Consider the following 22,813-nt stretch of genomic DNA (forward strand, 5'->3'; position numbering starts at 1 on the left):
CCTAGTCTTATGCTCATAAAAAAAGCCGCCTTATCGATATATAAGGTGGCTTTTTTTATACTGTTTATTTATCGTTTAATACTTATCAAAACCATTACAAGTACAATTACATGGTATAGGTGGACTGCAAACCATCTATTTTACCCGCCAATAATCGCTCAACTTCGTTTTTAATTCTTTGACCTGCAATATCAGTTCCAATCTGTACCGCAAAACCTGCCGGTCGACCACCTTGAGTTTTGGCGTTAATCCAAACCACTTTGCCATTCATAGGCAAACGCTCGCTAGAATTGGGTAAAGTGATGGCGATAAATACCTCGTTACCTAGCTGCTGAGCGTCATTGGATGGCACAAATAATGCGCCATTACTGACAAAGGACAAGTAGCTGGCATATAACATTTCGATATTTTCAATGTGACAGGTTAATATCCCGCCGCGTCCTGGCATAGCCATAGTCAGCTTCCTTCATTAAGTTTGGTATTTTTATTTGCTATCAAGGCAGATTTTCTTATAAACAAGCCAATTCTTGCATTAGCTTATCATAGGCAAATTTTTCTTGCACATTTTGTTGCAGAGCGATTTTTGTCTGCTGTAAGCTAGTAGAAAAAAGTGCTAGACCATTATTATCAGGTGGATACTTTTCTAAGGCAGCGGATAGATTGACGTCTTTTTGAAGCTCATTAAGCCCTAAGCAAACACGGCGCATATCAAGTAGCATCAGCTCAGACAGCTGAATAAATTCCGTGATACTCAGTTGGTTTTGCCAATAGTCACTGGCTGCCACACTACTACGTTTACCACTACGCAATGCCTGCCACGTCGTCAACCATAATGCACGTTTGCTATACCATGGCGCTTGTGCCATGGCTATCGCTGCCAAAGGTGCGCCATTTGCCAATTGGATAAGCTGCTCAATCGCAGCCGTTCCGACCGCTTCACGATTGACCGTAGAGCCAAGTGCCTGTGTCACATAGTCAACGGCGATTACAGGCTGAATGGTCTGTAATGGCAACTGCTGCACCCGACTTTTAATGGTGGGCAGTAATTGTGCTGGAGTATCGCTGATCAAAAATAAATGGACTTGAGCTTGTGGTTCTTCCAAGGTTTTGAGTAGCGCGTTGGCTGCGGCAATCGTCATTTTCTCTGCATGCTCTAACACACAGATACGCATCCCTTGACCACCTTGGTAGATAAAAGGCTGCAAGTTACGGATATCATCTACTTTAATCTTAAGAGCACTGTTATTGGCTGTTTTGGGTGATTTTTTATCCTTTGCAGCGTTACTTAATTTCTCTTTATTATCAGCATTGTCTGCACTGATTGGCATACTGATCAGTGGCAATACCTGTAAGCTTGGATGCGTGCCAGACCTTAGCCATTGGCAACTTTCACACGCGCCGCAAGCCCCTGTGGGATGGCTATCACGCTCACGGCATAACAACCAAGCAACCAAACGCCATACAAAAGCCCGTTTGCCCATACCTTGCATACCAGCAGCTAATAGTGCATGTGGCAAAGATTGCTGTGATGTCAAAACTCGCTTGGTCAATTGCGACCACAGATTTTGCTGCCATGGCAATAACGCGGCGAAATAAATGTGGTCTGTAGTATCCATTGTGCCTGTATTTTGCGTCTTATCACTCATAGCTAACGTCCTATCACTTCGCTTGATTATTCAGGATATAGCGTGTTCATGACGCTTTAGGTGAAATATTTTTGCTTAGGCTATTCATCCAATGGGGCTCTGAAATTCAGTCAAACTCATGGCATTTAAGCGGTCTAAATCTTCTTGGGTATCGACCCCTGCAGGTAGATGACAAGCGGCAACTGCAATAGCAATCTGCGCTCCATTTTCTAAAACGCGTAACTGCTCTAGGCTCTCAAGTCTCTCAAGTGGCGTTTGCGGCCAATGCACAAACTGCTGTAATAAACGGACGCGATAAGCATATAACCCTAAATGACGATAAGCATTTTTTGGTGGGTTTCTATGATTATCATTGGACAATACGACATCACGATCACAAGGAATGGGCGCTCGGCTAAAATAAAGCGCACGTTGCAAGTCATTAGCGTGTTGACTGACAACCTTGACCACTGATGGACGCATAAAGGTCTCATAGTCGTCGATAGACTCACACAAAGTCGCCATCACGCTATCACTGTCTGCGACCAAAAGCGCCTTTACCTGCTCCAATAACAACGGTGGCACTAACGGTTCATCGCCTTGCATGTTGACCACGATATCATGGTCAGCCCACCCTTTGATGGCGGCAACTTCTGCCAAACGGTCAGTGCCTGAAGCATGCTCGCTACTGGTCATCACCACATCGAACCCTGCATCCATGCATATCTTGGCAATATCGTCATCATCCGTGGCAATACACATATCATCAGCGAAGTGCGCTGTTTGCGCCTTTTCAGCAACCCAAAGAATCATCGGCTTACCATGTATCTCTAGTAATGGCTTGCCGGGCAGCCGCGTGCTCTTAAAACGAGCAGGGATAACAATATGAGTTTTGGCGGGCATAATCACTGACGACATGGGGTTTCCTATAGCAATTTTTATACGGTTTAAAGCATCATCTATTATTTGCTTTGGTACTGTTATTGTCATTGTTTGCGATATCAATACCTAGCTTTTTTAGCTGCTGCTGCAGATTATCATAACAGCTGTCAGAGAGTTCGGCGGTTACTGGCAGTACCCATAGTCTGTTTATCAGCGTTTGATATTCATTATTCAGCGCTTTATCAGTAGTGGCTTTCGATAGCAACGCTCTTATTTTTACCGCATCTTTACTAGTGACTACGATTGGATATTCGGTATACTGCAATAATTCCGCCAACTCAAAATCATGATGATCAGGATAAGGATGTCCAACGACATCGAAGCCTAGCGAACTTAAAGTATCAAAAAACCGCTGCGGATAACCAATACCGCTCACCGCATGCACTCTACAACCCTTTTTAGGCGCATCAATTTGAGAATAGGATAAAGTAGGTTGCCATAAGAGTTGCAGAGCATCCGCTTCTAGATGCATTGTCAAACGATGGGCTCGGTACAGATTGCTATTATTTTTATTCTTGTCCACTGAATCTGTTGTTAGTGGTTCATGGTAGATGACAGTTGCACCCTGCAACCGCGACATGGGTTCACGCAAAAACCCTGTTGGCAGGAGTTGCTGATTACCAAAGCCCCGTGCTGAATCGACCACAATCCATTCAATGTCACGTTGCAGTGCATAATGCTGCAAGCCATCGTCGGCAATAATAAATTGCAAGTCAGGATGGGCAGCTAACAAGGTTATAATCGCCTGCTTACGATCAGGACATACTGCCATGGGTGCATTTGTCATATTGACAATCAAACAAGGCTCATCCCCTACCACGTTGGGCAAACTGGCGGCATCGACTAAAGCGGGCATTTGACTGGTATCGCCACCGTAACCACGGCTGATAACCCCTACCTTTATTCCGCGTTCTTGCAAATAATCAACCAAGGCAATAATCAATGGTGTTTTGCCACTACCGCCCACGCTAATATTGCCGATCACCATAACGGGAACAGGCGCACGATAACTTGCTAACAGCCCAGCTTTATAAGCTTGACGACGCAGCGTGGTGATAAGTCCGTACAACCAACTAATAGGTAGCAATAGCCATAGCCAAGCGGCTTGACGTTGCCAGGCACGCGTCACTGTCGTTTCAATACTCATGATAGTTTGACCACTTACCTATTCAGCTAAACTTTAACTTAGCACGATTTGAACGTCAAAGCTGCTCAAAGAATAGTCCAATAATTTTATTCAAAGTCGCGTTCATACATTTGCGCATAATGACCTTGCAATTGCATAAGCTCATCGTGCGTGCCTAACTCGACGATTTGACCGCTGTCTAATACGGCAATACGATCGGCTGATTCAATGGTGGTCAGTCGATGTGCAATGACTAACGTGGTACGATCTTTCATCACATTATCAAGCGCTTGCTGAATGTAATACTCTGATTCATTGTCTAACGCACTGGTTGCTTCATCTAAAATTAAAATCGGCGCGTCTTTTAATAGCGCACGAGCAATCGATAAGCGCTGACGCTGCCCGCCAGACAACTGCAAACCTTCAGCACCAATTTCACTTTGATAGCCGTTTGGCATTTTCATAATAAAATCATGAGCAAAGGCATCTTTTGCGGCACGCTCAACCTCAGCTTGGGTTTTATTGGCTAAGCCACCATAAGCAATATTGTTAAATACCGTGGTATTGAATAGGACTACTTGTTGATTGACCATCGCAATCTGCGCCCGTAAGCTCTCAAGCTTAATGTCTTCAATCGGTATACCATCCAAGGTAATTTGCCCAGAAGAGGTCGATAAGGTGCGCGTCAGTAAGTTTACTAAAGATGACTTACCAGCACCACTTCGCCCTACCAATGCAACCGTCTCACCTGCTCTTACCTCTAACGTAAAGTCACGCAAAGCGACCGTTGAGTCAGGATAAACCAGACTGACATTGTCCAGCTTGATTTTGCCCGTCAAAGCAGGGCTAAGCACACCAGTATCTTTTTCTTCTGGCTCATCCAACAAGGCAAAAATAGACTCACCTGCCGCGATACCTTTTTGCAGTTTTTGATTGATATCAGTCAATGAGCGTACCGGCTTGCTGAGCAAACCTGCAGCGGCGATATATGAGATAAACTCACCCGCTGAGATATTGTCGATCACCGATGGGCGTAGTGCGAGCCACACCACAACTGACATGGCGACAGCCATTAGCAGCTGTACTGCTGGCGTATTGATACTGTTGGTCACCACGACCTTCATGCCTTGGCGTAAGTTCTTTTTTGATGTTTTATCGAAGCGTGCGGCTTCGTATGCTTGACCGCCATAGTTTTTGACAACCTGATAGCCACCAATCACTTCATTGGTAATATGGCTGACATCACCCATCGTCTCTTGTATACCCTTAGACAACTTTAGATAACGCTTTGAGGCGATGCGAATAAGCCACAATATTGGCGGTAGCACAACGAATAAAATCAACGTCAAACGCCAATTGCTATAAAGCAAGAAACCTATCAAGGCGACGACTGTCAGACCATCCCGCAGTAGCGTCTTCATAGAGTCTGTACTAGCTGCGGTGACTTGCTCAACATCAAATATCAGCTTGGATGAAATGGTACCAGCAGGATTGGCTAAGTAAAAAGAGCTTGGCAGACGAAGCAATTTATTAAAGACTTCCACTCGCAGCTCATATACCAAATTACGTGAGACCAGAGCAGAATAGTAATTACCCAAAAAGCTACCAACACCGCGGACAAAAAACAGACCAATGATCAATAATGGAAATAAATCCTGTTTGCTTTGATCGTTCTGATTAATGGCATCGGTGATATATTGAAGTAATTTGGCAATCCAAATCTCTGTCGCCGCATTAATTGCAAAGCCCAACACAGTAAGCATTAATGCCCACCAGTATGGTTTTAAATAACTCAGCAAACGCAGTAAGGTCTTATGCTTAGGTATGTTTGACGGCTCTGCTGATAGTTTTTTAGCAGCAGTTTTTGCAGAGTCAGGTTGATATGCTTGGCTCATAAAAGCCTCAATTTGGGGGTCATCATATGAATGGACTGCGTTAAAAACACAGTTTTATAAGAGCATCTATCAATGGCACTAAAGTAGCTATAGGCTACTGCGGTAACGGCTGACCAAGTGGCACGACCGTACTGATATTAAGATTCAAAAATCCCAGTTTACCCGCAATGTCCATCACTCGCACAACCGATTGATGGGTGGCATTGGCATCCGCAGCAATAACAAATAGCATGTCACGATTACTACCAGCTTCTTGTTGTAGCATACTGGTCAACTCTGCCTCATTGCTACTAGCCAGCGTAATACCGTTCACAAGATAACTGCCATCTTCTTGTACTGCCACTTCGATACTGTTTTTCTCTTCTGTCAGCGCAACACCTTCAGCTTCAGGAAGAATAATATTTAAACGACTAAAATGATTAAACGACGTTGCTAACAGCAAAAACACAATCAAAAACAATAAACAGTCAATCATCGGGGTCAAGTTAATTTCGAGCGGCTCAACAGTTGGTTTTCTAAAGCGCATATCACTCTCTTTAATTTACTGAATACTCATGTGCTTGATGGATTATTAGGGCGTGCTGAACAGTCACAAATACTAAGAAATAAATACTAAAAAATAAATGCTAAGAAGTGACGGCAACACCATTATTTGAGCTTAACCCATCCACTGCATACTCATTATCTACAACGTCAGCCGATGGCGCACGATGTGCAGGCACATTCAAGCCAGCAGTAGACGTATTTTCCAGCAAATGATAATCATACAACTCTTGAATCATGAGTCCCGCTTGCGTCTCAAACTGGGCATTAATATCGATAATACGGCGCTGAAAATAACGATAGGCAACCAGTGCTGGAATAGCCACGATCATACCAGCAGCAGTCGTAATCAACGCTTGTGACACACCAGCAGCAAGCATCGTTGGGTCTTGCATCGCCCCATCGGTAATCGCCAAAAACGACGAAATAATACCTAACACCGTGCCTAACAACCCCAGTAGTGGCGCAATCGCCCCTATGGTCCCAAGCATATTGATGTTTTTTTCTAACTGATGCACTTGTACGCTAGCGCGGTTTTGCATATGCATCGTCATCGAGTCTAAGCCATATTGACGATACAGCAGCCCTGTCGCTAAAATATCTCCCAAAGGTGTTTTTTCTTTGACATTCATCAACTGTGTACGACCAATATCCCCATTCTCACGTAAGCGCGTGATTAGCTGTTCGCGCAATCTACTCGGAGCAACTTTATTAAACTGTAAGGTGTGACTACGCTCGATGATGATAACCAATGCCAATATTGAGCACACCACGATAGGTGTCATCAACCAACCACCCGCTTTTACCAACTCCCACATATTGACTCTCTTTTATATTTTTATAAAAATAGCGGCTATCAAAATATCTTAAATTTACAGTATCATGACAAACTTGTTAGCGATATCAAGCCTGTGCTTCTATGTGCTTAATTAAAGCTGCTAACTGATCTTGGTTATGGAAAAATATCTCAACACTACCTTGACCATCTTTTTTGTGTTTGAGTTTGACTTCAGCCCCTAACATATCTGTCAGTCTTTGCGTCAAGCGCTCAACCTCACGAGATTGCGTTTGCTCAGCACGATTGGCTTTAGGCGCAGGCTGCAAGATCGATTTAACCAACTTTTCAGCGTCGCGTACCGTCATACCGCCGTCGATAATTTTTTGCGCGATAATCGGCTGCTGCTCAGAAGATAATGCCAAAAGCGTGCGCGCATGACCCATATCTAGGGCACTATTTGCCAAATGATCTTTGACGGTATCATGCAGTTGATTGAGACGCAGCAGGTTCGATACGGTGGTGCGCGCCTTGCCAACGACTTCGGCAATCATCGCATGACTCATACCAAATTCAGTATGAAAACGTTGTAATGCGGCGGCCTGTTCAATCACAGACAAATCTTCACGCTGGATATTTTCAATCAAGGCCAGTGCGATGGCAAGCTCATCAGATAAAGCACGTTCAATCGCTGGAATGACAGATTTGCCTGCCATTTTTGCCGCACGCCAGCGACGCTCACCAGCAATGATCTCATGAGTAACGAATGCTTCACTCTTGTCTTCATTGGCCAATAACGGACGGATAACGATCGGTTGCATGACGCCATGCTGCTCAATCGAAGACGCCAGCTCTGCAAGCGCCGTTTCACTCATATCACGGCGTGGCTGATACTTACCCGCTTGCAAACGCGTGACATCTATTTGCACCAAGCTGATCTGGTCTTCAGAGGCAATGGCATCTGTTCCATTAACACGACTCTTATTAACCGTACCTTTATTTATCGTGCGCGGCGACCGTGTGGTTCGACTGCTGGCAGTGGTGTCAGAGGCAATAGGTTTGGTCGTTGGTTTTTCACTGGTCTCATTATCATCAGATTGAGCAGGCGTGCTAATATTTAATCTATCAGCGTTTAGCGTTTCAGCTGGCAAAGTACTCTCACGCGCCGCCATGTCGTCTTGCAAGGCAGAGGCGGTGATTTGCTTTTCTTTTTTGATTGACCCCAATAAGGCATCTAAGCCTCGATTGGCAGCCAACCCTCTTTTCTTCGCCATGATTACCTATCCTCTAACGCTAAAATAAAAGCCAAATAATTATTAATACAGCTTACTCATTACTTATAAATACGATATTCAATGTTCAATATCTGTTTGGTCGCTTGTGCTGACAGCACTATCATTGGTGCTAAAAAAATATTAGTCACTTTGTTTCATGACTTCAGCCGCCAATTTTTGATAAGCGCGTGCACCTTTTGACCATCTCTCATAAGCGATAACTGGCAAACCATGCGCTGGCGCTTCTGCCAAGCGAATATTTCTTGGAATATGGGTTTTATACATAATATCGCCAAAGTGCGCTTCCAGCTCGGCAGACACATCCCGAGCCAGTGTATTGCGTGCATCAAACAATGTTCTCACCACGCCGCGGATATATAGCTTTGGATTCAATTCCGTCAAGCGCTCTATCGTCTGCGACAAATCAGCCAAGCCTTCTAATGCATAGTATTCACACTGCATGGGAATAATAACGCTATCTGTAGCAACTAACGCGTTAATCGTCAGCAAATTCAAGCTGGGTGCACAGTCTATAACCACATAATCGTAAGCAGGTTTTTTAGCAGCTATCTGATCATTAACCAAAGCCACCATTGCTGTTTTAAACAGCTCATGACTATCGGTCTTGTTCATTAGGGTGATATCCATGCCAGCCAAATCACGATTGGCGCCGATCACATCAAACCCCGCCGGACTAGTAACAATAGCATCAGACAGCGACACCCCGTCCAATAATACGTCCGCTATTGTCAGTGCTAATTCATTCTTATCGACACCCGTACCACTGGTCGCATTACCCTGTGGGTCTAAGTCAATCAGCAGTACATGCTTGCGCTTCGCAGCCAAGCTGGCGGTCAAATTTACTGCCGTCGTGGTTTTGCCCACGCCGCCTTTTTGATTCGCAATTGCTATGATTTCCATACACTCACTCAATTTAATTAGGGTCTATTACTGTTATTTTACTTTTGGCTTACACAATCAATTTTTCGCTGAACCTTGCAAAACAAAATACTCATAAGTGTGAACAATACGAGTATCTCTATATAATTAGCGCAATCTGTATCGCCATATTTTGAATATCTTGCCATTCAAATATCAACAAAACCATGTGTCACCGACATGTATCACTTAAAAGGTGTTCATAGCTTAGACATTTTTATAGGACAATTCAATTAAATGACGACTATCATGTAAACGAGGCACTTTAAGCTTAATCGTCTTAATATGCCAGTCATTGTCTAGTGCTTGTAGCTCTTCATCGCTTGGCGCTTTACCTTTCATCGCACATAGGTAACCATTATCTGATAAGCGCGGCTGAGCCACTTCGACAAAATCGATCAAACTGGCAAAGGCTCTAGAAGTCACAACGTCATAGCTGGCTTCATGCGCCTCGATACGAGAAGCAATTGGCTGCATATTATTCAAGCCAAGCTCGCTGCTGATTTGCTTAATGAAACGAATTTTTTTCTGATTACTATCAAGTGCGGTGCATTGACGTTCTGGCTGACAAATCGCAATAATAACCGCTGGCATCCCTGCTCCTGTGCCAATATCTAACAGTGACCCTGACGGTAAATGCGTTATAATAGCCAAACAATCAATTATATGTTTGATTAAAGCCTCTTCTGGATCAGTGATGGCGGTCAGATTATACGCTTTATTCCACAACAAAAGCTGGTCTAAGTACAATAATAATGTGCGCTGCTGCGTCTCACTCAAGGATAAATTGAGCTCATTGACCGCTTGAGCCAAGGTATTCGCCAGCGCTGGCAACTGTGCGCCAAGCTTTACAAAGCCAGTCGGATCAATACGGATATTGCCCGTGTTGGCAGAGGATGAAGATGTTTTAGTAAAGTCTGACATACAACGAGTTATCCAGTTTTGACATGTGAACCGTCTATTTTATCATGCAGTCTGCCCATTGAATAGTTGCAGATTGCGCCAATGTGAGACATCTTATACTATCTGAGCCTATATTGAGGCGTTATTGTTCTTTAATCGCCTTAAATGGATGATGAATGATGGCTTATATAGGCGTTTTTAACAGAGCCTGCTAATGATACAAAACTGCTTTTAATGATTTATTTAAAATATCGTTTTATCTTGTAAGATGTTTTTATGAACGATGCAAATTAACTAGAAAAAACCAAGTATTAGCACTCATTAGTAAACTTAATAACACTTAATAGCACTTAATAACCACGCCACTTTCTACAAACGATATAATTTATACCTATGACCAAACAGCCACACATTCCTACCTCTCAATTATCAAGAGACGCTAATAAAAAAGACGCTAATAATATGGCAACACCCATCATTGAATTAAAAAGTACCAAATCAGCAACACCGAATGCACCGCATCCGTGCTTTATTGATATCAAGCAGCGCTGCCTTGTCACCGCTGAGCAACTAAAACGCTATAGCGACCCTGATGAATTGCCCTCGGATACCCGTACGGCACCAGATCTAGATGTTGGCTTTGGTCAGCAGCGTGCCCTAAAAGCCTTACAAACAGCTTTGGATATCAAAGCCAGTGGCTATCATGTGTTTGCTGCTGGTGAAAATGGCTTGGGCAAACGCACCGTCATCAGCCGCTTGCTAACGCGCATTGCCGCCGATGCCCCCACACCTGACGACTGGGTATATGTGCATAATTTCACCGATCCACGTACCCCTTTAGCGCTGCGACTACCTGCGGGGCAAGCCTCCTTATTGCAGCAGCAAGTCAATCAATTATGGCAACAAGCCAAAAAACGATTGAGCCAACGCTTTCGTAGTGACCAATATCAAAGCAAAATCGAAGCCATCAAAAATGACACACATCAAAAAGAAAGTCAGGCTTATGATGTGCTCAATGCGGAAGGCAAACAATATGATTTGGCGTTGACGTTTCGCTCCTTTGATAATAAAGCGGTGTTTGTACATCCCAGTCAACTCGCGACAGAAACTAGTGGTGGTGAGGATAAATTATCTGCTAGCCATAAAAATAAATCCGTGAGCGATAATAGTAGCAAAGCGAGCATTTCTAACACCGAGTATAACGATCCTACGAATGCAGAGCAGAATGAAAACAATACTGAATACGGCAATAGTGAATACGAAGCTGAGCTAAATAACTTTGTCCAAAAAAACCATATGCAAAAACGCTTAAGTCAGTTGACCATCGCGTTAGAGCAGTTAGAAGACGAAGCCAATGATGCGATAGAAGCCCTGCATCGCAATATTGCACGTCGTGCACTACAACCTTTATTTGCCCCTGTTTATGAGCAATTTGCCAGTCACCCGCTTGTCATTGATTATCTCAAGACCGTATTTGCCGACATGGTTACGCATGTCGAGCGCATCGTCAATGGCGATGACGAAGAATTTGTGACAGCAGTTTTGGCCACAACCCCAAGTCGCTATGCGGTCAACGTCATTGTCAGTCACACGCCGGACGACGGTGCACCTGTCATCTTTGAGGACTTACCGACGCACTTGAACTTGTTGGGTCATGTCGAGCAAATCACTCAATTGGGCACGGTCACCACTGATGTCAGTATGATTCGAGCAGGTGCTCTACACCGTGCCAATGGTGGGTATTTACTATTAGAAGCGAGTCACTTACTTGAGCATCCGTATGCTTGGCAGGGTCTCAAGCGGGCGTTACAATCACGCAAAATCAAACTCTCAAGCCTTGAACAAATGCTGACCTTAACAGGCAGCTTATCGTTAGCACCTGCCCCCATTGACCTTGATGTTAAAGTGATTTTGCTTGGTGAAGCAGACTTATATTATGAGCTGTTAGAGCTTGAGCCTGAGTTTGATGCGGTCTTTAAAGTACGTGCGGATTTTCACGATGATGTGCCTCGCAGCAGTGAGCACGAATTGGCGTTAGTCGCAAAAATGGCTGATATCATTGACTATGCCAATCTCTATCCGTTTGATCGTAGCGCGCAAGCTGCCCTACTTGAGCATTTAAGCTTACAAGCAGAAGACCAAGACCGCTTAAGCTTGCACAGTGATTTATTAATCAAGCTATTGCATGAGTCTAACCGCCACGCGCATTTAAGCGGAAAAAACATTGTCAATGCCTATCATGTCACACAAGCCATCGATGATATGGACGAGCGTTCAGGATACCTGCGTGACCTCTATTGGGATGAGCTAAAAAACGGTCAGCAGCTTATTCAAACTCAAGGCAGCGCGGTCGGACAAGTCAATGCGCTAACAGTGGTCAGTTATGCCGATAGCGAGTTTGGTATGCCCGCCCGCCTGACTGCCGTCATTCAACCAAATATTGGTACGGGTGAAATTCTCGATATCGAGCGTGACGTGGATTTGGGCGGTAGTTTACACGCCAAAGGCATGCTGATTATGACCAGCTATTTGCGCGCATTATTCAGCCAACATCATGCGCTCAACTTTAGCGCCTCGCTCGCTTTTGAACAAAGCTACGCCCATATCGATGGCGATAGTGCTACCGTCAGCGAAGGCTGTGCGCTGCTATCTGCCTTAGCAAACGTCCCGATTGATCAATCATTTGCCATTACTGGCTCTATGAACCAATTGGGCGAAGTGCAAGCGGTTGGCGGTATCAACTCTAAAATCGCCGGATTCTTTGATGCATGCCGCGAGCAAGAATTGACTGGGCAGCAAGGCGTGGTCATTCCAATGGCCAATGTCAAACAGCTCATGCTGCGTGACGACATCATTGCTGCCGTCAAAGCGAACGAATTTCATATTTATGGTGTCTATACACTGAGCGAAGCATTGACGCTGATGACTGGTTTGCCTATCGATACCATGAACAAGAAAGGTCGCTATCGTAAAGACACGTTGTTTGGCAAAGTTTTAAGTCGTCTGATGTTATGGGATGAAAATCAAGATAACAATGACGATGGTATTGATGATAAAAAGTCCAAAAAGAAAGATAAAAAAAAGCAAAAAGCAAAACGTCAAAAAAAACGGGACAAGAGAAAAAAAGAAAAATGTAAAGACAAGGCGGAGCACAAAGAAGTCATTATCAATGAGGATCAAGGCATCGACAAAAGCATCAATCAAGGTATCGATAACAATGACACTAAAACACCCATTGACGCCATATAAGCTGATTTATAGTGAAATTTAGCCGTGTCAAAACCAATCAATAAATCAGTGTGCTAATTGAAGACATGCCCTAGACGCTATGATGCTTTTCTGCGATGATGAATGGTTAATACTCCGCTAAGCTATACAAAAGCCAACTCGTAATTTCATAAAGGTTATCGCTTAATGACTGTACATTCTACTGACGCCGACCACTCTCATGCTCAAACGAACTCTGTTGAGCAAGCTAATACTGTAGCGGCAGCGGACAGTCATGTCTCAGGAGATAGCCACGTCTCAGGAGATAATAACGATAATCGCCATGGCGCGGCGACGACGGCGCGCCAGTGGCAAGTGCTATCGCAACTACAGCGCAACCGCTGGGTGGGCACAACCCATATCTACGAGCAGCTGATGATGGCAGGCTTTGACATCAGCTTGCGCACTGTTCAACGCGACTTAAATGCGCTGGCAAAACGCTTTCCGATAGAAAAAAATAACGCCAACCCACAAGGCTGGCGCTGGCGTGATGATGCACCACTCCAAAGCTTACCGCACATGAATCTATCGCAAGCAGTCGCCTTTAATATGGTTGAAGCCAATCTAACTCAGCTACTACCACCTGTTATTTTAGATGAATTATTTCCATGGTTTGACTTGGCAAGGCGGCAGCTAAAAAACAGTAAAGTCACCCATTCATGGATCGACAGAGTGCGTATTGAGCCTGCCACTCAGCCACTAATCGCGCCGCATATTGACTTGGATAGCAAAGACAATATTTACCATGCGCTGTTTTATCAATTACAAATCAAAGCCTGCTATACCCGCAGCGATAAATCACAGGCCAGTGAATATCTTTTGAATCCCATCGCTATTATCCAGCGCGGTGTGATTATTTATCTGCTGGCAACTCGTACTGATGATCCAAACTTTACCATTCGTACCTTTGCCCTACATCGATTTGCTAGCGTTGACATTCTCGAAAGCGCCGCACAAACACCTGAGAGTTTCCAACTCGATACTTATTTGGATGCGGGTGGTATGGGCTTTAGCCACCCCTTATTCGGTGATCTGCCTAATCATGGCAAAAACACTGCTATTGAGCTACAATTCACCAAACAAGCGGGCAAAAGCCTGACTGAAAGCAAGCTCAGTGACGATCAAACTGTTACGTTGGATGATGACACGCTGACCATTCAAGCCACTGTCAACCTAACTTCACAACTGGTTTGGTGGTTACGTGGTTTTGGCAATGGTTTATTGAATGCCAAACCAGAATTGTTACATCAAGCCGTATTGGATAAGTTTTTTGATCATAAATAATAACTGCGGGTAATGACGCTCAAATTTAACCGTATTCAGACGATTACCACTATTTAAAAATAAAGAACGAAAATAGATAAGGAATGTTATGCCGACCACTGCCTCATTGCCATTACTGTCAGACAGTTTAAGAGGACTGGGCTTAGACGCGGGAACCTTATTTTTTGCGCTAAACTATGAATTTACCAAGATTGAGCCAAAAGGCATGTTTAAGCGCTTTAAAAAAAACCAGAGTGCTATTGATATTGATTTGGCTTGCGTACTATATGACGACAATTGCACCATCAGTGATATCGTTTGGTTCAAACAATTGCGCGATAAAGCGGAATCAGTGAAACATCAAGGCGACAGTCTCAATGGCAAAGATCGCGGCGAACAAGCGATGTATTTGGCACCTCTTGACCAAGAGCAAATCAGGCTTTACTTAGATAAAATTCCAGCACATATCACCCACATTGCTATGATAGCCAACTCTTACCACGGTCATCCGTTTTCAAGAGTCAAAAAAGGCGAGATTCATCTAAGCGATGATGAGGGCAATCGTTGTTTTGAAGTCAATCTAAAGCAACTGCCACGTGATTGCACGACGCTGTGGGTGGCACATTTACGCCGAGAAGTGGATGATTGGCATCTCACACTGCAAAACTTACCCCTTCCTGCCGAAGATTTAGCAACGGCGGCGCAGCAAGTCGCCCATGAATTGGCACGTGCGCTACCCATTCCACAAGCTATCTAAATACCATAAAATATCCGTTTATTGCTAATAAAAAGGGTGCAACGTTCTGATAACGTTGCACCCTTTTGTTAAACACCCATTTTTTGAAACCTAAAATAATTACTATAAAAGACTTACAGTGGCTCACCGCAATGTGGGCAAAAGTTCTTTTGTCGTTCTTCCACTTCTCTTTCGCGGCGCTCAAGCTCTTGTTCGCGTAATACCTGCAATACGATATTTTGCGCCTGCTCTTTATCCAGTCCCAGCTCACGGCGAATTTTATCGATCATCATCTGATTTTTCACCAAATCAAAATCGCTATCAATCAGCTGCGCTCGAAAGTCTTGTTCAAGCTCTTCACGGCGCTGAGCAAGCTCATTTGCCAAACCAGTCGCTAAAATACCTGCAGGTAATGCCGCCAGACCCACACCTAATATAGTAATAACCGCACCCAATATTTTACCCGCATTGGTAATCGGCGTGACATCGCCATAGCCCACCGTCGTTAGCGTCACCACCGCCCACCACATCGCTTTAGGTATCGACTCAAATTCTTCTGGCTGGGCGTGGTTTTCAACCAAGTAAATGCCGCTAGATGCCGTCACAATCATAATTATTAAAATAAAAATAACCGCTTGGAACGAGCCTTTTTCTTTGCTAATGACCACCAATAAGATGCGTAACGAAGCAAAATAGCGTGTCAGTTTGAGAATCCGGAATAAACGTAAAATACGTAAGAAGCGTAAATCAATCGTAACAAAGAAATTCAAGAAAGCTGGCGCAATGGCGACTAAATCAATCAACGCAGAAGGACTTTTCAACCACTCCCAACGCTGACGCCAAGTGGTGTCATCTGGTTTTTCCTCGGCCACACTCCACAAACGCAGCAAATACTCAATAGAAAACACTACGATAGAGAAATTTTCAAACCAAGTAAAATACTCCTGATAAGGGTAATACCAACTGTCAACCGACTCAGCAATGACCGCTGCTACATTGGTCATGATTAAAAATATTAAAAAGTAGTCAACGCAACGGCTAAACAGCGTATCGTGCTCATCATTTTGCAAAATATCGTAAACGAAAAGACGCAAGCGCCGTATAGATTGGAATAGCATGCCGTCCCTATGCGGTGAAACACCGGTCTTATATTAGTATAATAAAGCAATCATCACAGAATATGACATTAATGCTCGGTCACCATCAGTATTTCATACTCATCACTACTTAGCGATATAGTGCTCTTAGAGTATTACTAGTGATAGGACTGTCTTATTTAGTATGAATCATGATCGATGATTATACTAAATTTAAATAATACATGTAGGCAAACAAAATTAGTACCAGCACAATGGCGATGATAGCGAAGCGTAAGAATCGTTCATCAGCACGTAATTGCTCACTGATATCTTGAGCAGGCAGCAAAAATAAGTTGCATTCAGGACAGCAAGAGTCCATCCGATCCAATATCGTTACAGAACGTGCGTTTGTGCAGCGTAGAGGAGAATTACTACAATAGCCAAGCATAATATATTACCCCTCTTTTCCCACTCTCATTATTCATTCGAAAAGTAATGAGACTATCATTACCGACTCTAAGCTTTTGACATTTTAATATTCTATAAAAATATCAACGAGAGTTTAGCATCATTGACTATAGACCAAATTCTAATGCCGCACCTCTGTATAACATCAGCATGAAGGAATCTAAGTCCTGCTTCACAAATGCTAACTGTCCTAAGTAATGTTTAATTACCTCAACAAATATACCTTTTACGGTAAATTTATGCCATAAAAGCCATTAATATGCGTTTAAAACCTTACAGTAAATATGGTTTTGTATTATAATGGCGTTGTAATGTTACAGGTTAGTCAATAATCATAACATTGTGTATCGGTACCTAATGTCATCCCTCGTTAGATAGCCACCGATAATCTTCTATCACGTTAAGGAATCAAATGATGAAACTACAATCCCTAGTTTTAGCCACTGCTGCTGCACTTACTATGACCACAGCATTTGCTGTACCAGCTGGTACTTGGTCTGTCGCTGCTGGTGCTCACATGGTTGACCCAAAGAGCGATAACGGTACTCTGGCAGATGGCACTATTGGTGTCGACGTAGACAGTGATGTCCAACCAACCATTAGCGGCGAATATTTCGTTGCCAATAACATTGGTATTGAATTACTAGCGGCTACACCATTCCATCATGACATTACCTTAACTGCTGGCGATGCTACTATCGATGCTAAAACTCAGCATTTGCCACCAACTCTATCGGTACAGTATCACTTCGATGGCTACAACATGCCTATGAATGTGAAGCCATTTGTTGGTGTTGGTGTGAACTATACGACTTTCTTTAAAGAAAAAATCTATAGCGATGCTTTCGAAAAATTAGAACTTGATGATAGCGTCGGCGTTGCTGGTCACATCGGTCTTGACATACCTTTTGCCCCAACTGAATACTTCCGTATTGATGCTCGCTATATGGACATCAAAACAGACGCCAGCGTAAAAGCTAATGGTGAGACCATTGAACTTGGTGAAGTTGACATCAGCCCTTGGGTATATGGCGTTGCTTTTGTTAAGACTTTCTAATATAACATAAAGTAATGTGAATAAAAAAAGCTGGCTTAATCGCCGGCTTTTTTGTATCTAAAGTTTAAGCGGCAATGATTATAGATAAAAAGATTATAGATAAAAACGATTGTGCTAAAGTCATTAACCGCTAAAAATCTGGCGACCATTAGCAACAAATTTTAAGCATAAAAAAAGACCATCCTAAGACAGTCTTCTTTTTTCAGATCCTTTTAGTACAAACGATTCTTACAGCAAAATACGGCGCGGATCAGCCAGCAATGTTGCGATATAGCGGGTAAATACGGCAGCATCTGCGCCATTAATCACACGGTGATCGTAAGACAATGATAATGGCAACATGAGACGCGGCTCAAAGCTTTGCTTCTTAGCATCCCAACGTGGCTGCATGCTTGCCTCAGACACACCTAAAATACCCACTTGAGGCCAATTTACTAATGGCGTAAAGGCAGTGCCACCCAAGTTGCCTTGGCTTGATATGGTAAAGCTTGCACCTTGCAAATCTTTAGTAGTGAGTTTTTTGTCACGTGCTTTTACCGCAAGCTCACCAATTTCAATGGCGATTTGCTTCAAGCCTTTATCCTGCACATTCTTGATAACAGGTACGATGAGTCCATCATCCGTTGCCACCGCGATGCCCATATTGACGCTTTTACGTAAGATAACTTGGGTATTGTCGTCGCTTAAATGACTGTTAAAGCGTGGATGCTGTGTTAAGGCATAGGCCGTCGCTTTGACCACGAACGCTAAAATCGTGAAGCCGATACCTTCTGCTTTCATGCTACCTTTTAGCTCGCCGCGCAGTTTTTCCGTCTCAGTGATATCAGACAAATCAAACTGGGTCACTTGTGGCAACAAGGTATTATAGTTGAGCTGCGGTATCGAGACTTTTTGTAGACGGCTAAGGTCTTGGGTTGCTGTTTCACCCCAAATCTCAACGTTGCTCATATCAGGTAAGCTTGGCAGGCTAGCGCTGGCTACATTGCCACTGGCAGGTGCCGATTTTTGAGTGCTTAAGCTTTCTTTAACATGCGCAAACAAGTCTTCTTTTAGAATGCGATCATTTAGCGCCGAACCATTCACTTGGGTGATATCGACACCTAACTGACGCGCCAGCTTACGTACGGCTGGACCTGCATATACGTCAACCAACTTTTCATTGACCTGTGCTTCAGTCAACTTATCAGCTTGCTTACTAGCGACCGCATTAGGCGTTGTAGATTTTTCTGCCTGTTTTGGCTCACCCGTTGTTTTAGCAGCAGCTTTTTCTTCTGCTGAAGGCTTTGGCTCAGCGCTATCTGATGTAGACTCACTTTCATCAGCAGCATCTGTACCACTACTCATGATAACGATAAAGTCTTGACCATTAGCAACCATGTCACCAGTCTGAACTAAGATTTTTTCAATCTTACCAGCGACTGGTGCGGGTACTTCTACCGATGCTTTGTCAGATTCAATCAATAGGATTGATTGATCCGCAGTCACGATGTCACCAACACTGACCATGATTTCAGAAACTTGCGCTTCATCAACACCTAAATCTGGCAATGCATGAGTGGTCGATTTACCAGCGTTAGACGCAGGCTTGTCATTAGAGTCAGACGAGGCTGATTCAGTTGCCGCAGGCTCAGCCTTTGTTTCTGGCTTAGCAGCCGTTTCATCTGCCTTTTGCTTCTCGTCAGCAGCGCTATTTTCTTTAGTGTCTACATTGCTTTCTGCACTGTCTTCTACGCTTTCAAGCTCGATAAGCACCATACCTTCACTGACCTGATCACCAACAGCAACGCTGATTTTGGTGACTTTGCCAGCAGCAGAGCTTGGCACTTCAACCGAGGCTTTGTCAGATTCTAATAGAATGATGTTGTCATCTTTTGCGATGACATCACCCACTTCTACCATAATTTCGCTGACTTCGGCGCTATCAACACCCAAATCGGGGGCTTTAATATCCATGATTTATCTCCTAGTCTTATGATTATTATTCTTTGACATCACCGTTATTAAGTAAAGTCGCATCCGCTTGATCTTCAGCCCGACCCTCATTGCTGATTTCATCATCATCTTCAGCGACAAATTCAGGGACAGGATTTGGATTGACATTACCAGGTGCTGGTGCATCGGGAGAATGATCATAATAAGGCTGTTGTTGCCATGCAGGTGGCTGATCCACATCGATGCCTAAACTTGAGATGGCATCTTTCACCAAACGCATCTCGACTTCACCCTCATCCGCTAGGCGTTTGAGCGTCGCAACCACGATATGTGCGGCATCAACGTTGAAGAAACTACGCAAATTTTCACGAGTATCAGAACGGCCGTAGCCATCAGTCCCTAGCGTCGTGTAAGGACGATTGTCTGGCAACCAAGCACGGATTTGCTCTGAATAATTGCGCATATAATCCGTCGCAGCGACGACGATACCTTCGTGCGGCGCTAACTGCTCAGTGACCCATGGCACCCGCTCTTCATCCATTGGATGCAAGCGATTGTAGTCATCACAAACCATGCCGTCACGAGTCAACTCGTTAAAGCTGGTCACACTCCAAACGTTGGAGGTGATATTGAACTCATCTTTTAGAATCTGCGCCGCTTTTTGTACTTCACGTAAAATAACGCCAGATCCTAACAGCTGCACTTGAGTTGAACCATTGTCTTCGAGCAAATACATACCACGCTTGATGCCTTCTTCCGCGCCTTCTGGCATCGCAGGTTGCTCGTAGTTTTCGTTCATTAGCGTTAAGTAATAATAAACGCGTTCGCCTTCACCATACATACGGCGTAGACCATCATGCATCACAACCGCTAGCTCATAACCGAAGCAAGGATCATAAGTCACACAGTTAGGCACAACGTTAAATAAGATTTGTGAATGACCATCTTGATGCTGCAAGCCTTCGCCGTTTAAGGTGGTACGACCAGCTGTTGCACCCAGTAAGAAACCTTGTGCTTGACAATCGCCTGCCGCCCAAGCCAAATCACCCACACGTTGGAAACCAAACATCGAGTAATAGATATACATCGGAATCATCGGTAGCGCGTTCACAGAATAACTGGTTGCCAACGCTATCCACGTACTCATTGCGCCTGCTTCGTTGATGCCTTCTTCTAACATGTGACCGTCGATGGCTTCTTTATAGCCCATCAAAGCTTCACTATCTTCTGGGGTATATTTTTGCCCAACTGCAGAGTAGATACCCAATTGACGGAACATACCTTCTAAACCAAAAGTACGCGCTTCATCAGGTACAATCGGCACGACGCGATCTTGGATGTCTTTATTTTTTAGCATAGCTGACAACAAGCGTACGAATACCATCGTTGTCGATTGCTCTTTACCATTGCTGCCTTTTAATACCCGATCAAACATTGACAGTTCAGGAATATTCAATGGGATATGCCCACTGCGGCGATTTGGCAAATGACCACCTAGCGCTTCGCGGCGACCTTTAAGATACTTCATCTCTGCCGACCCTTCTTCAGGGCGATAGAATGGTAGCGTCTCTAGCTGCTCGTCAGTAAATGGTAAATCAAAGCGATCACGGAAATACATCAACGCTTCTTGATCGAGTTTCTTAATCTGATGTGATTTATTAACCGCTTGTGTTTGAGCTGATAAACCATAGCCTTTAACGGTTTTGACTAAAATAACGGTTGGCTGACCTTTGGTTTTCATCGCTTCACTGAATGCAGCATAAACTTTCATTGGATCATGACCACCACGATTCAATCGCGAGATATCCTCATCAGATAGCGCATCAGCCATCTCTTCTAACTCAGGATATTTACCAAAGAACTCTTTACGAGTGAACTCAGCTGTACGGGCTTCGTATAGCTGATACTCACCATCGACCACTTCTTCCATACGATGTTTGAGCACGCCCGTTTTATCATTGGCAAGTAAGCTGTCCCATTTACCACCCCAGATAACTTTAATCACACGCCAGCCAGCGCCGCGGAATACAGACTCTAGCTCTTGGATAATTTTACCGTTACCACGGACTGGACCATCAAGACGCTGTAAATTACAGTTGACGACCCATATAAGGTTATCTAGCTTTTCACGGCCAGCGAGAGAAATAGCCCCTAAGCTTTCTGGCTCATCCGTTTCACCATCACCCAAGAATGTCCAAATCTTACGACCTTCTTTCTCTAGCAAACCGCGGTTTTCCATATAGCGATGTACATGCGCATGATAAATCGACATGATCGGACCAAGTCCCATCGATACGGTTGGGAACTGCCAATAATCAGGCATAAGGTATGGATGCGGATAGCTTGATAAGCCTTTGCCGCCGACTTCACGACGGAAATTATCAAGCTGATCTTCGGTCAATCGACCTTCTAAATAAGAACGCGCATAAATACCGGGTGCTGAGTGACCTTGATAATAAATCATGTCACCACCGAAATGATCGCTAGCAGCACGGAAAAAATGGTTAAAACCTGTCTCATATAGCGTGGCACTAGAAGCGAATGTTGCTAAGTGACCACCCAAATCGTCGTCATTTTTGTTCGCGCGCATGACCATGGCCAATGCGTTATAGCGAATCAAAGCACGGATTTTGCGCTCAATGGTTAGGTCGCCAGGGTACATCGGTTCATCTTCAACGGCGATGGTATTGATATAAGCGGTATCGAGACGATTGAACGGCAGGTCTTCTTGAACTGCCATATTGTATAAAGCTTTTAGCAGAAACTGAGCACGATCTTTGTCTGCATGTTTGATAACAGATTCAAACGCTTCCAGCCACTCTTGGGTTTCGGTGCTATCAGCATCCTTATAATAATTCATCACTATTGTCCTTTTTTATCAGTCAGTCCTGCCCGAAGACAGGATATTATTAAATCAAAGTGTTACTTCAATATTGTCGTGCGGGAATAATTTTCTCAATGACTTCCTTGTTAATTTTAAGAAGCGAGA

At 43.9% G+C, this 22,813-nt stretch carries 17 protein-coding genes; 4 read left to right on the forward strand and 13 right to left on the reverse strand.

All coding sequences use genetic code 11. From position 1 onward, the window contains the following. Positions 1-106: 106 nt before the first annotated feature. The 10 genes from INT03_RS13395 to rsmG all read right to left on the reverse strand — a co-directional run bounded on the left by INT03_RS13395 (position 107) and on the right by rsmG (position 10,043). Complete coding sequence (locus INT03_RS13395; protein ID WP_045446052.1) at positions 107-454, reverse strand: PilZ domain-containing protein; 348 nt, start codon at positions 452-454, stop codon at positions 107-109. A 55-nt stretch (positions 455-509) separates the two neighbouring features. Next, positions 510-1,646 carry a DNA polymerase III subunit delta' gene (locus tag INT03_RS13400; protein ID WP_193009330.1) on the reverse strand — a complete coding sequence of 379 codons (1,137 nt, stop codon included), beginning with the start codon at positions 1,644-1,646 and terminating at the stop codon, positions 510-512. An 84-nt stretch (positions 1,647-1,730) separates the two neighbouring features. Next, positions 1,731-2,543, reverse strand: coding sequence for a 3-deoxy-manno-octulosonate cytidylyltransferase (gene kdsB, locus INT03_RS13405; RefSeq protein ID WP_193009331.1), 813 nt, complete (start codon positions 2,541-2,543; stop codon positions 1,731-1,733). Positions 2,544-2,580: 37 nt separating this feature from the next. Then, complete coding sequence (gene lpxK / locus INT03_RS13410; RefSeq protein ID WP_193009332.1) at positions 2,581-3,714, reverse strand: tetraacyldisaccharide 4'-kinase; 1,134 nt, start codon at positions 3,712-3,714, stop codon at positions 2,581-2,583. An 86-nt stretch (positions 3,715-3,800) separates the two neighbouring features. Beyond that, positions 3,801-5,588, reverse strand: coding sequence for a lipid A export permease/ATP-binding protein MsbA (msbA, locus tag INT03_RS13415; protein ID WP_193009333.1), 1,788 nt, complete (start codon positions 5,586-5,588; stop codon positions 3,801-3,803). A gap of 94 nt (positions 5,589-5,682) precedes the next feature. Further along, positions 5,683-6,114, reverse strand: coding sequence for an ExbD/TolR family protein (locus INT03_RS13420; protein ID WP_025651795.1), 432 nt, complete (start codon positions 6,112-6,114; stop codon positions 5,683-5,685). Between the two features lie 100 nt (positions 6,115-6,214). Then, positions 6,215-6,949 (reverse strand): MotA/TolQ/ExbB proton channel family protein, encoded by a 735-nt coding sequence (locus tag INT03_RS13425; RefSeq protein ID WP_193009334.1) that lies wholly within the window; start codon positions 6,947-6,949, stop codon positions 6,215-6,217. Between the two features lie 85 nt (positions 6,950-7,034). Next, positions 7,035-8,180: a ParB/RepB/Spo0J family partition protein gene (locus INT03_RS13430; protein WP_193009335.1), complete on the reverse strand. Its 1,146-nt coding sequence runs from the start codon at positions 8,178-8,180 to the stop codon at positions 7,035-7,037. 141 nt (positions 8,181-8,321) lie between these two features. Further along, positions 8,322-9,101, reverse strand: a complete 780-nt coding sequence (locus INT03_RS13435) for a ParA family protein (RefSeq protein ID WP_060490851.1) — start codon at positions 9,099-9,101, stop codon at positions 8,322-8,324. A 225-nt stretch (positions 9,102-9,326) separates the two neighbouring features. Continuing rightward, positions 9,327-10,043 (reverse strand): 16S rRNA (guanine(527)-N(7))-methyltransferase RsmG, encoded by a 717-nt coding sequence (gene rsmG / locus INT03_RS13440; RefSeq protein WP_193009336.1) that lies wholly within the window; start codon positions 10,041-10,043, stop codon positions 9,327-9,329. A 372-nt stretch (positions 10,044-10,415) separates the two neighbouring features. Between rsmG and INT03_RS13445 the strand changes: the two genes are divergently transcribed. The 3 genes from INT03_RS13445 to INT03_RS13455 all read left to right on the forward strand — a co-directional run bounded on the left by INT03_RS13445 (position 10,416) and on the right by INT03_RS13455 (position 15,309). Beyond that, positions 10,416-13,271, forward strand: a complete 2,856-nt coding sequence (locus INT03_RS13445) for an ATP-binding protein (protein ID WP_193009337.1) — start codon at positions 10,416-10,418, stop codon at positions 13,269-13,271. Between the two features lie 165 nt (positions 13,272-13,436). Next, positions 13,437-14,573 carry a helix-turn-helix transcriptional regulator gene (locus INT03_RS13450; RefSeq protein WP_193009338.1) on the forward strand — a complete coding sequence of 379 codons (1,137 nt, stop codon included), beginning with the start codon at positions 13,437-13,439 and terminating at the stop codon, positions 14,571-14,573. Positions 14,574-14,661: 88 nt separating this feature from the next. Further along, entirely contained in the window at positions 14,662-15,309 is a 648-nt protein-coding gene (locus INT03_RS13455; RefSeq protein WP_045452128.1) for a TerD family protein, read from the forward strand. A gap of 113 nt (positions 15,310-15,422) precedes the next feature. Here INT03_RS13455 and INT03_RS13460 read toward each other — a convergent pair whose 3' ends face one another. Further along, positions 15,423-16,406 carry an ion transporter gene (locus INT03_RS13460; RefSeq protein ID WP_087814355.1) on the reverse strand — a complete coding sequence of 328 codons (984 nt, stop codon included), beginning with the start codon at positions 16,404-16,406 and terminating at the stop codon, positions 15,423-15,425. 844 nt (positions 16,407-17,250) lie between these two features. On the opposite strand from INT03_RS13460, the gene INT03_RS13465 reads away from it, so the two are divergent. Beyond that, the gene (locus INT03_RS13465; RefSeq protein WP_109590148.1) at positions 17,251-17,892 is read left to right on the forward strand and encodes an OmpW/AlkL family protein; all 642 of its coding nucleotides are present in this window, start codon (positions 17,251-17,253) and stop codon (positions 17,890-17,892) included. A 228-nt stretch (positions 17,893-18,120) separates the two neighbouring features. On the opposite strand, the gene INT03_RS13470 is transcribed toward INT03_RS13465, so the two are convergent. Continuing rightward, entirely contained in the window at positions 18,121-19,845 is a 1,725-nt protein-coding gene (locus INT03_RS13470; protein WP_193009339.1) for a 2-oxo acid dehydrogenase subunit E2, read from the reverse strand. A 25-nt stretch (positions 19,846-19,870) separates the two neighbouring features. After that, positions 19,871-22,684 (reverse strand): pyruvate dehydrogenase (acetyl-transferring), homodimeric type, encoded by a 2,814-nt coding sequence (aceE, locus tag INT03_RS13475; protein ID WP_055124237.1) that lies wholly within the window; start codon positions 22,682-22,684, stop codon positions 19,871-19,873. Between the last annotated feature and the right edge of the window lie 129 nt (positions 22,685-22,813).

The organism is Psychrobacter sp. PG1, assembly GCF_014897815.1.
In the GTDB taxonomy this organism is placed as follows: Bacteria; Pseudomonadota; Gammaproteobacteria; order Pseudomonadales; family Moraxellaceae; genus Psychrobacter.

What these genes read in the sequence shown, in the direction of transcription:
- INT03_RS13395 (WP_045446052.1), bottom strand. Translation starts at nt 454, where the DNA reads ATGGCTATGCCAGGACGCGGCGGGATATTAACCTGTCACATTGAAAAT.
- INT03_RS13400 (WP_193009330.1), bottom strand. Translation starts at nt 1,646, where the DNA reads ATGAGTGATAAGACGCAAAATACAGGCACAATGGATACTACAGACCAC.
- kdsB (WP_193009331.1), bottom strand. Translation starts at nt 2,543, where the DNA reads ATGTCGTCAGTGATTATGCCCGCCAAAACTCATATTGTTATCCCTGCT.
- lpxK (WP_193009332.1), bottom strand. Translation starts at nt 3,714, where the DNA reads ATGAGTATTGAAACGACAGTGACGCGTGCCTGGCAACGTCAAGCCGCT.
- msbA (WP_193009333.1), bottom strand. Translation starts at nt 5,588, where the DNA reads ATGAGCCAAGCATATCAACCTGACTCTGCAAAAACTGCTGCTAAAAAA.
- INT03_RS13420 (WP_025651795.1), bottom strand. Translation starts at nt 6,114, where the DNA reads ATGCGCTTTAGAAAACCAACTGTTGAGCCGCTCGAAATTAACTTGACC.
- INT03_RS13425 (WP_193009334.1), bottom strand. Translation starts at nt 6,949, where the DNA reads ATGTGGGAGTTGGTAAAAGCGGGTGGTTGGTTGATGACACCTATCGTG.
- INT03_RS13430 (WP_193009335.1), bottom strand. Translation starts at nt 8,180, where the DNA reads ATGGCGAAGAAAAGAGGGTTGGCTGCCAATCGAGGCTTAGATGCCTTA.
- INT03_RS13435 (WP_060490851.1), bottom strand. Translation starts at nt 9,101, where the DNA reads ATGGAAATCATAGCAATTGCGAATCAAAAAGGCGGCGTGGGCAAAACC.
- rsmG (WP_193009336.1), bottom strand. Translation starts at nt 10,043, where the DNA reads ATGTCAGACTTTACTAAAACATCTTCATCCTCTGCCAACACGGGCAAT.
- INT03_RS13445 (WP_193009337.1), top strand. Translation starts at nt 10,416, where the DNA reads ATGACCAAACAGCCACACATTCCTACCTCTCAATTATCAAGAGACGCT.
- INT03_RS13450 (WP_193009338.1), top strand. Translation starts at nt 13,437, where the DNA reads ATGACTGTACATTCTACTGACGCCGACCACTCTCATGCTCAAACGAAC.
- INT03_RS13455 (WP_045452128.1), top strand. Translation starts at nt 14,662, where the DNA reads ATGCCGACCACTGCCTCATTGCCATTACTGTCAGACAGTTTAAGAGGA.
- INT03_RS13460 (WP_087814355.1), bottom strand. Translation starts at nt 16,406, where the DNA reads ATGCTATTCCAATCTATACGGCGCTTGCGTCTTTTCGTTTACGATATT.
- INT03_RS13465 (WP_109590148.1), top strand. Translation starts at nt 17,251, where the DNA reads ATGAAACTACAATCCCTAGTTTTAGCCACTGCTGCTGCACTTACTATG.
- INT03_RS13470 (WP_193009339.1), bottom strand. Translation starts at nt 19,845, where the DNA reads ATGGATATTAAAGCCCCCGATTTGGGTGTTGATAGCGCCGAAGTCAGC.
- aceE (WP_055124237.1), bottom strand. Translation starts at nt 22,684, where the DNA reads ATGAATTATTATAAGGATGCTGATAGCACCGAAACCCAAGAGTGGCTG.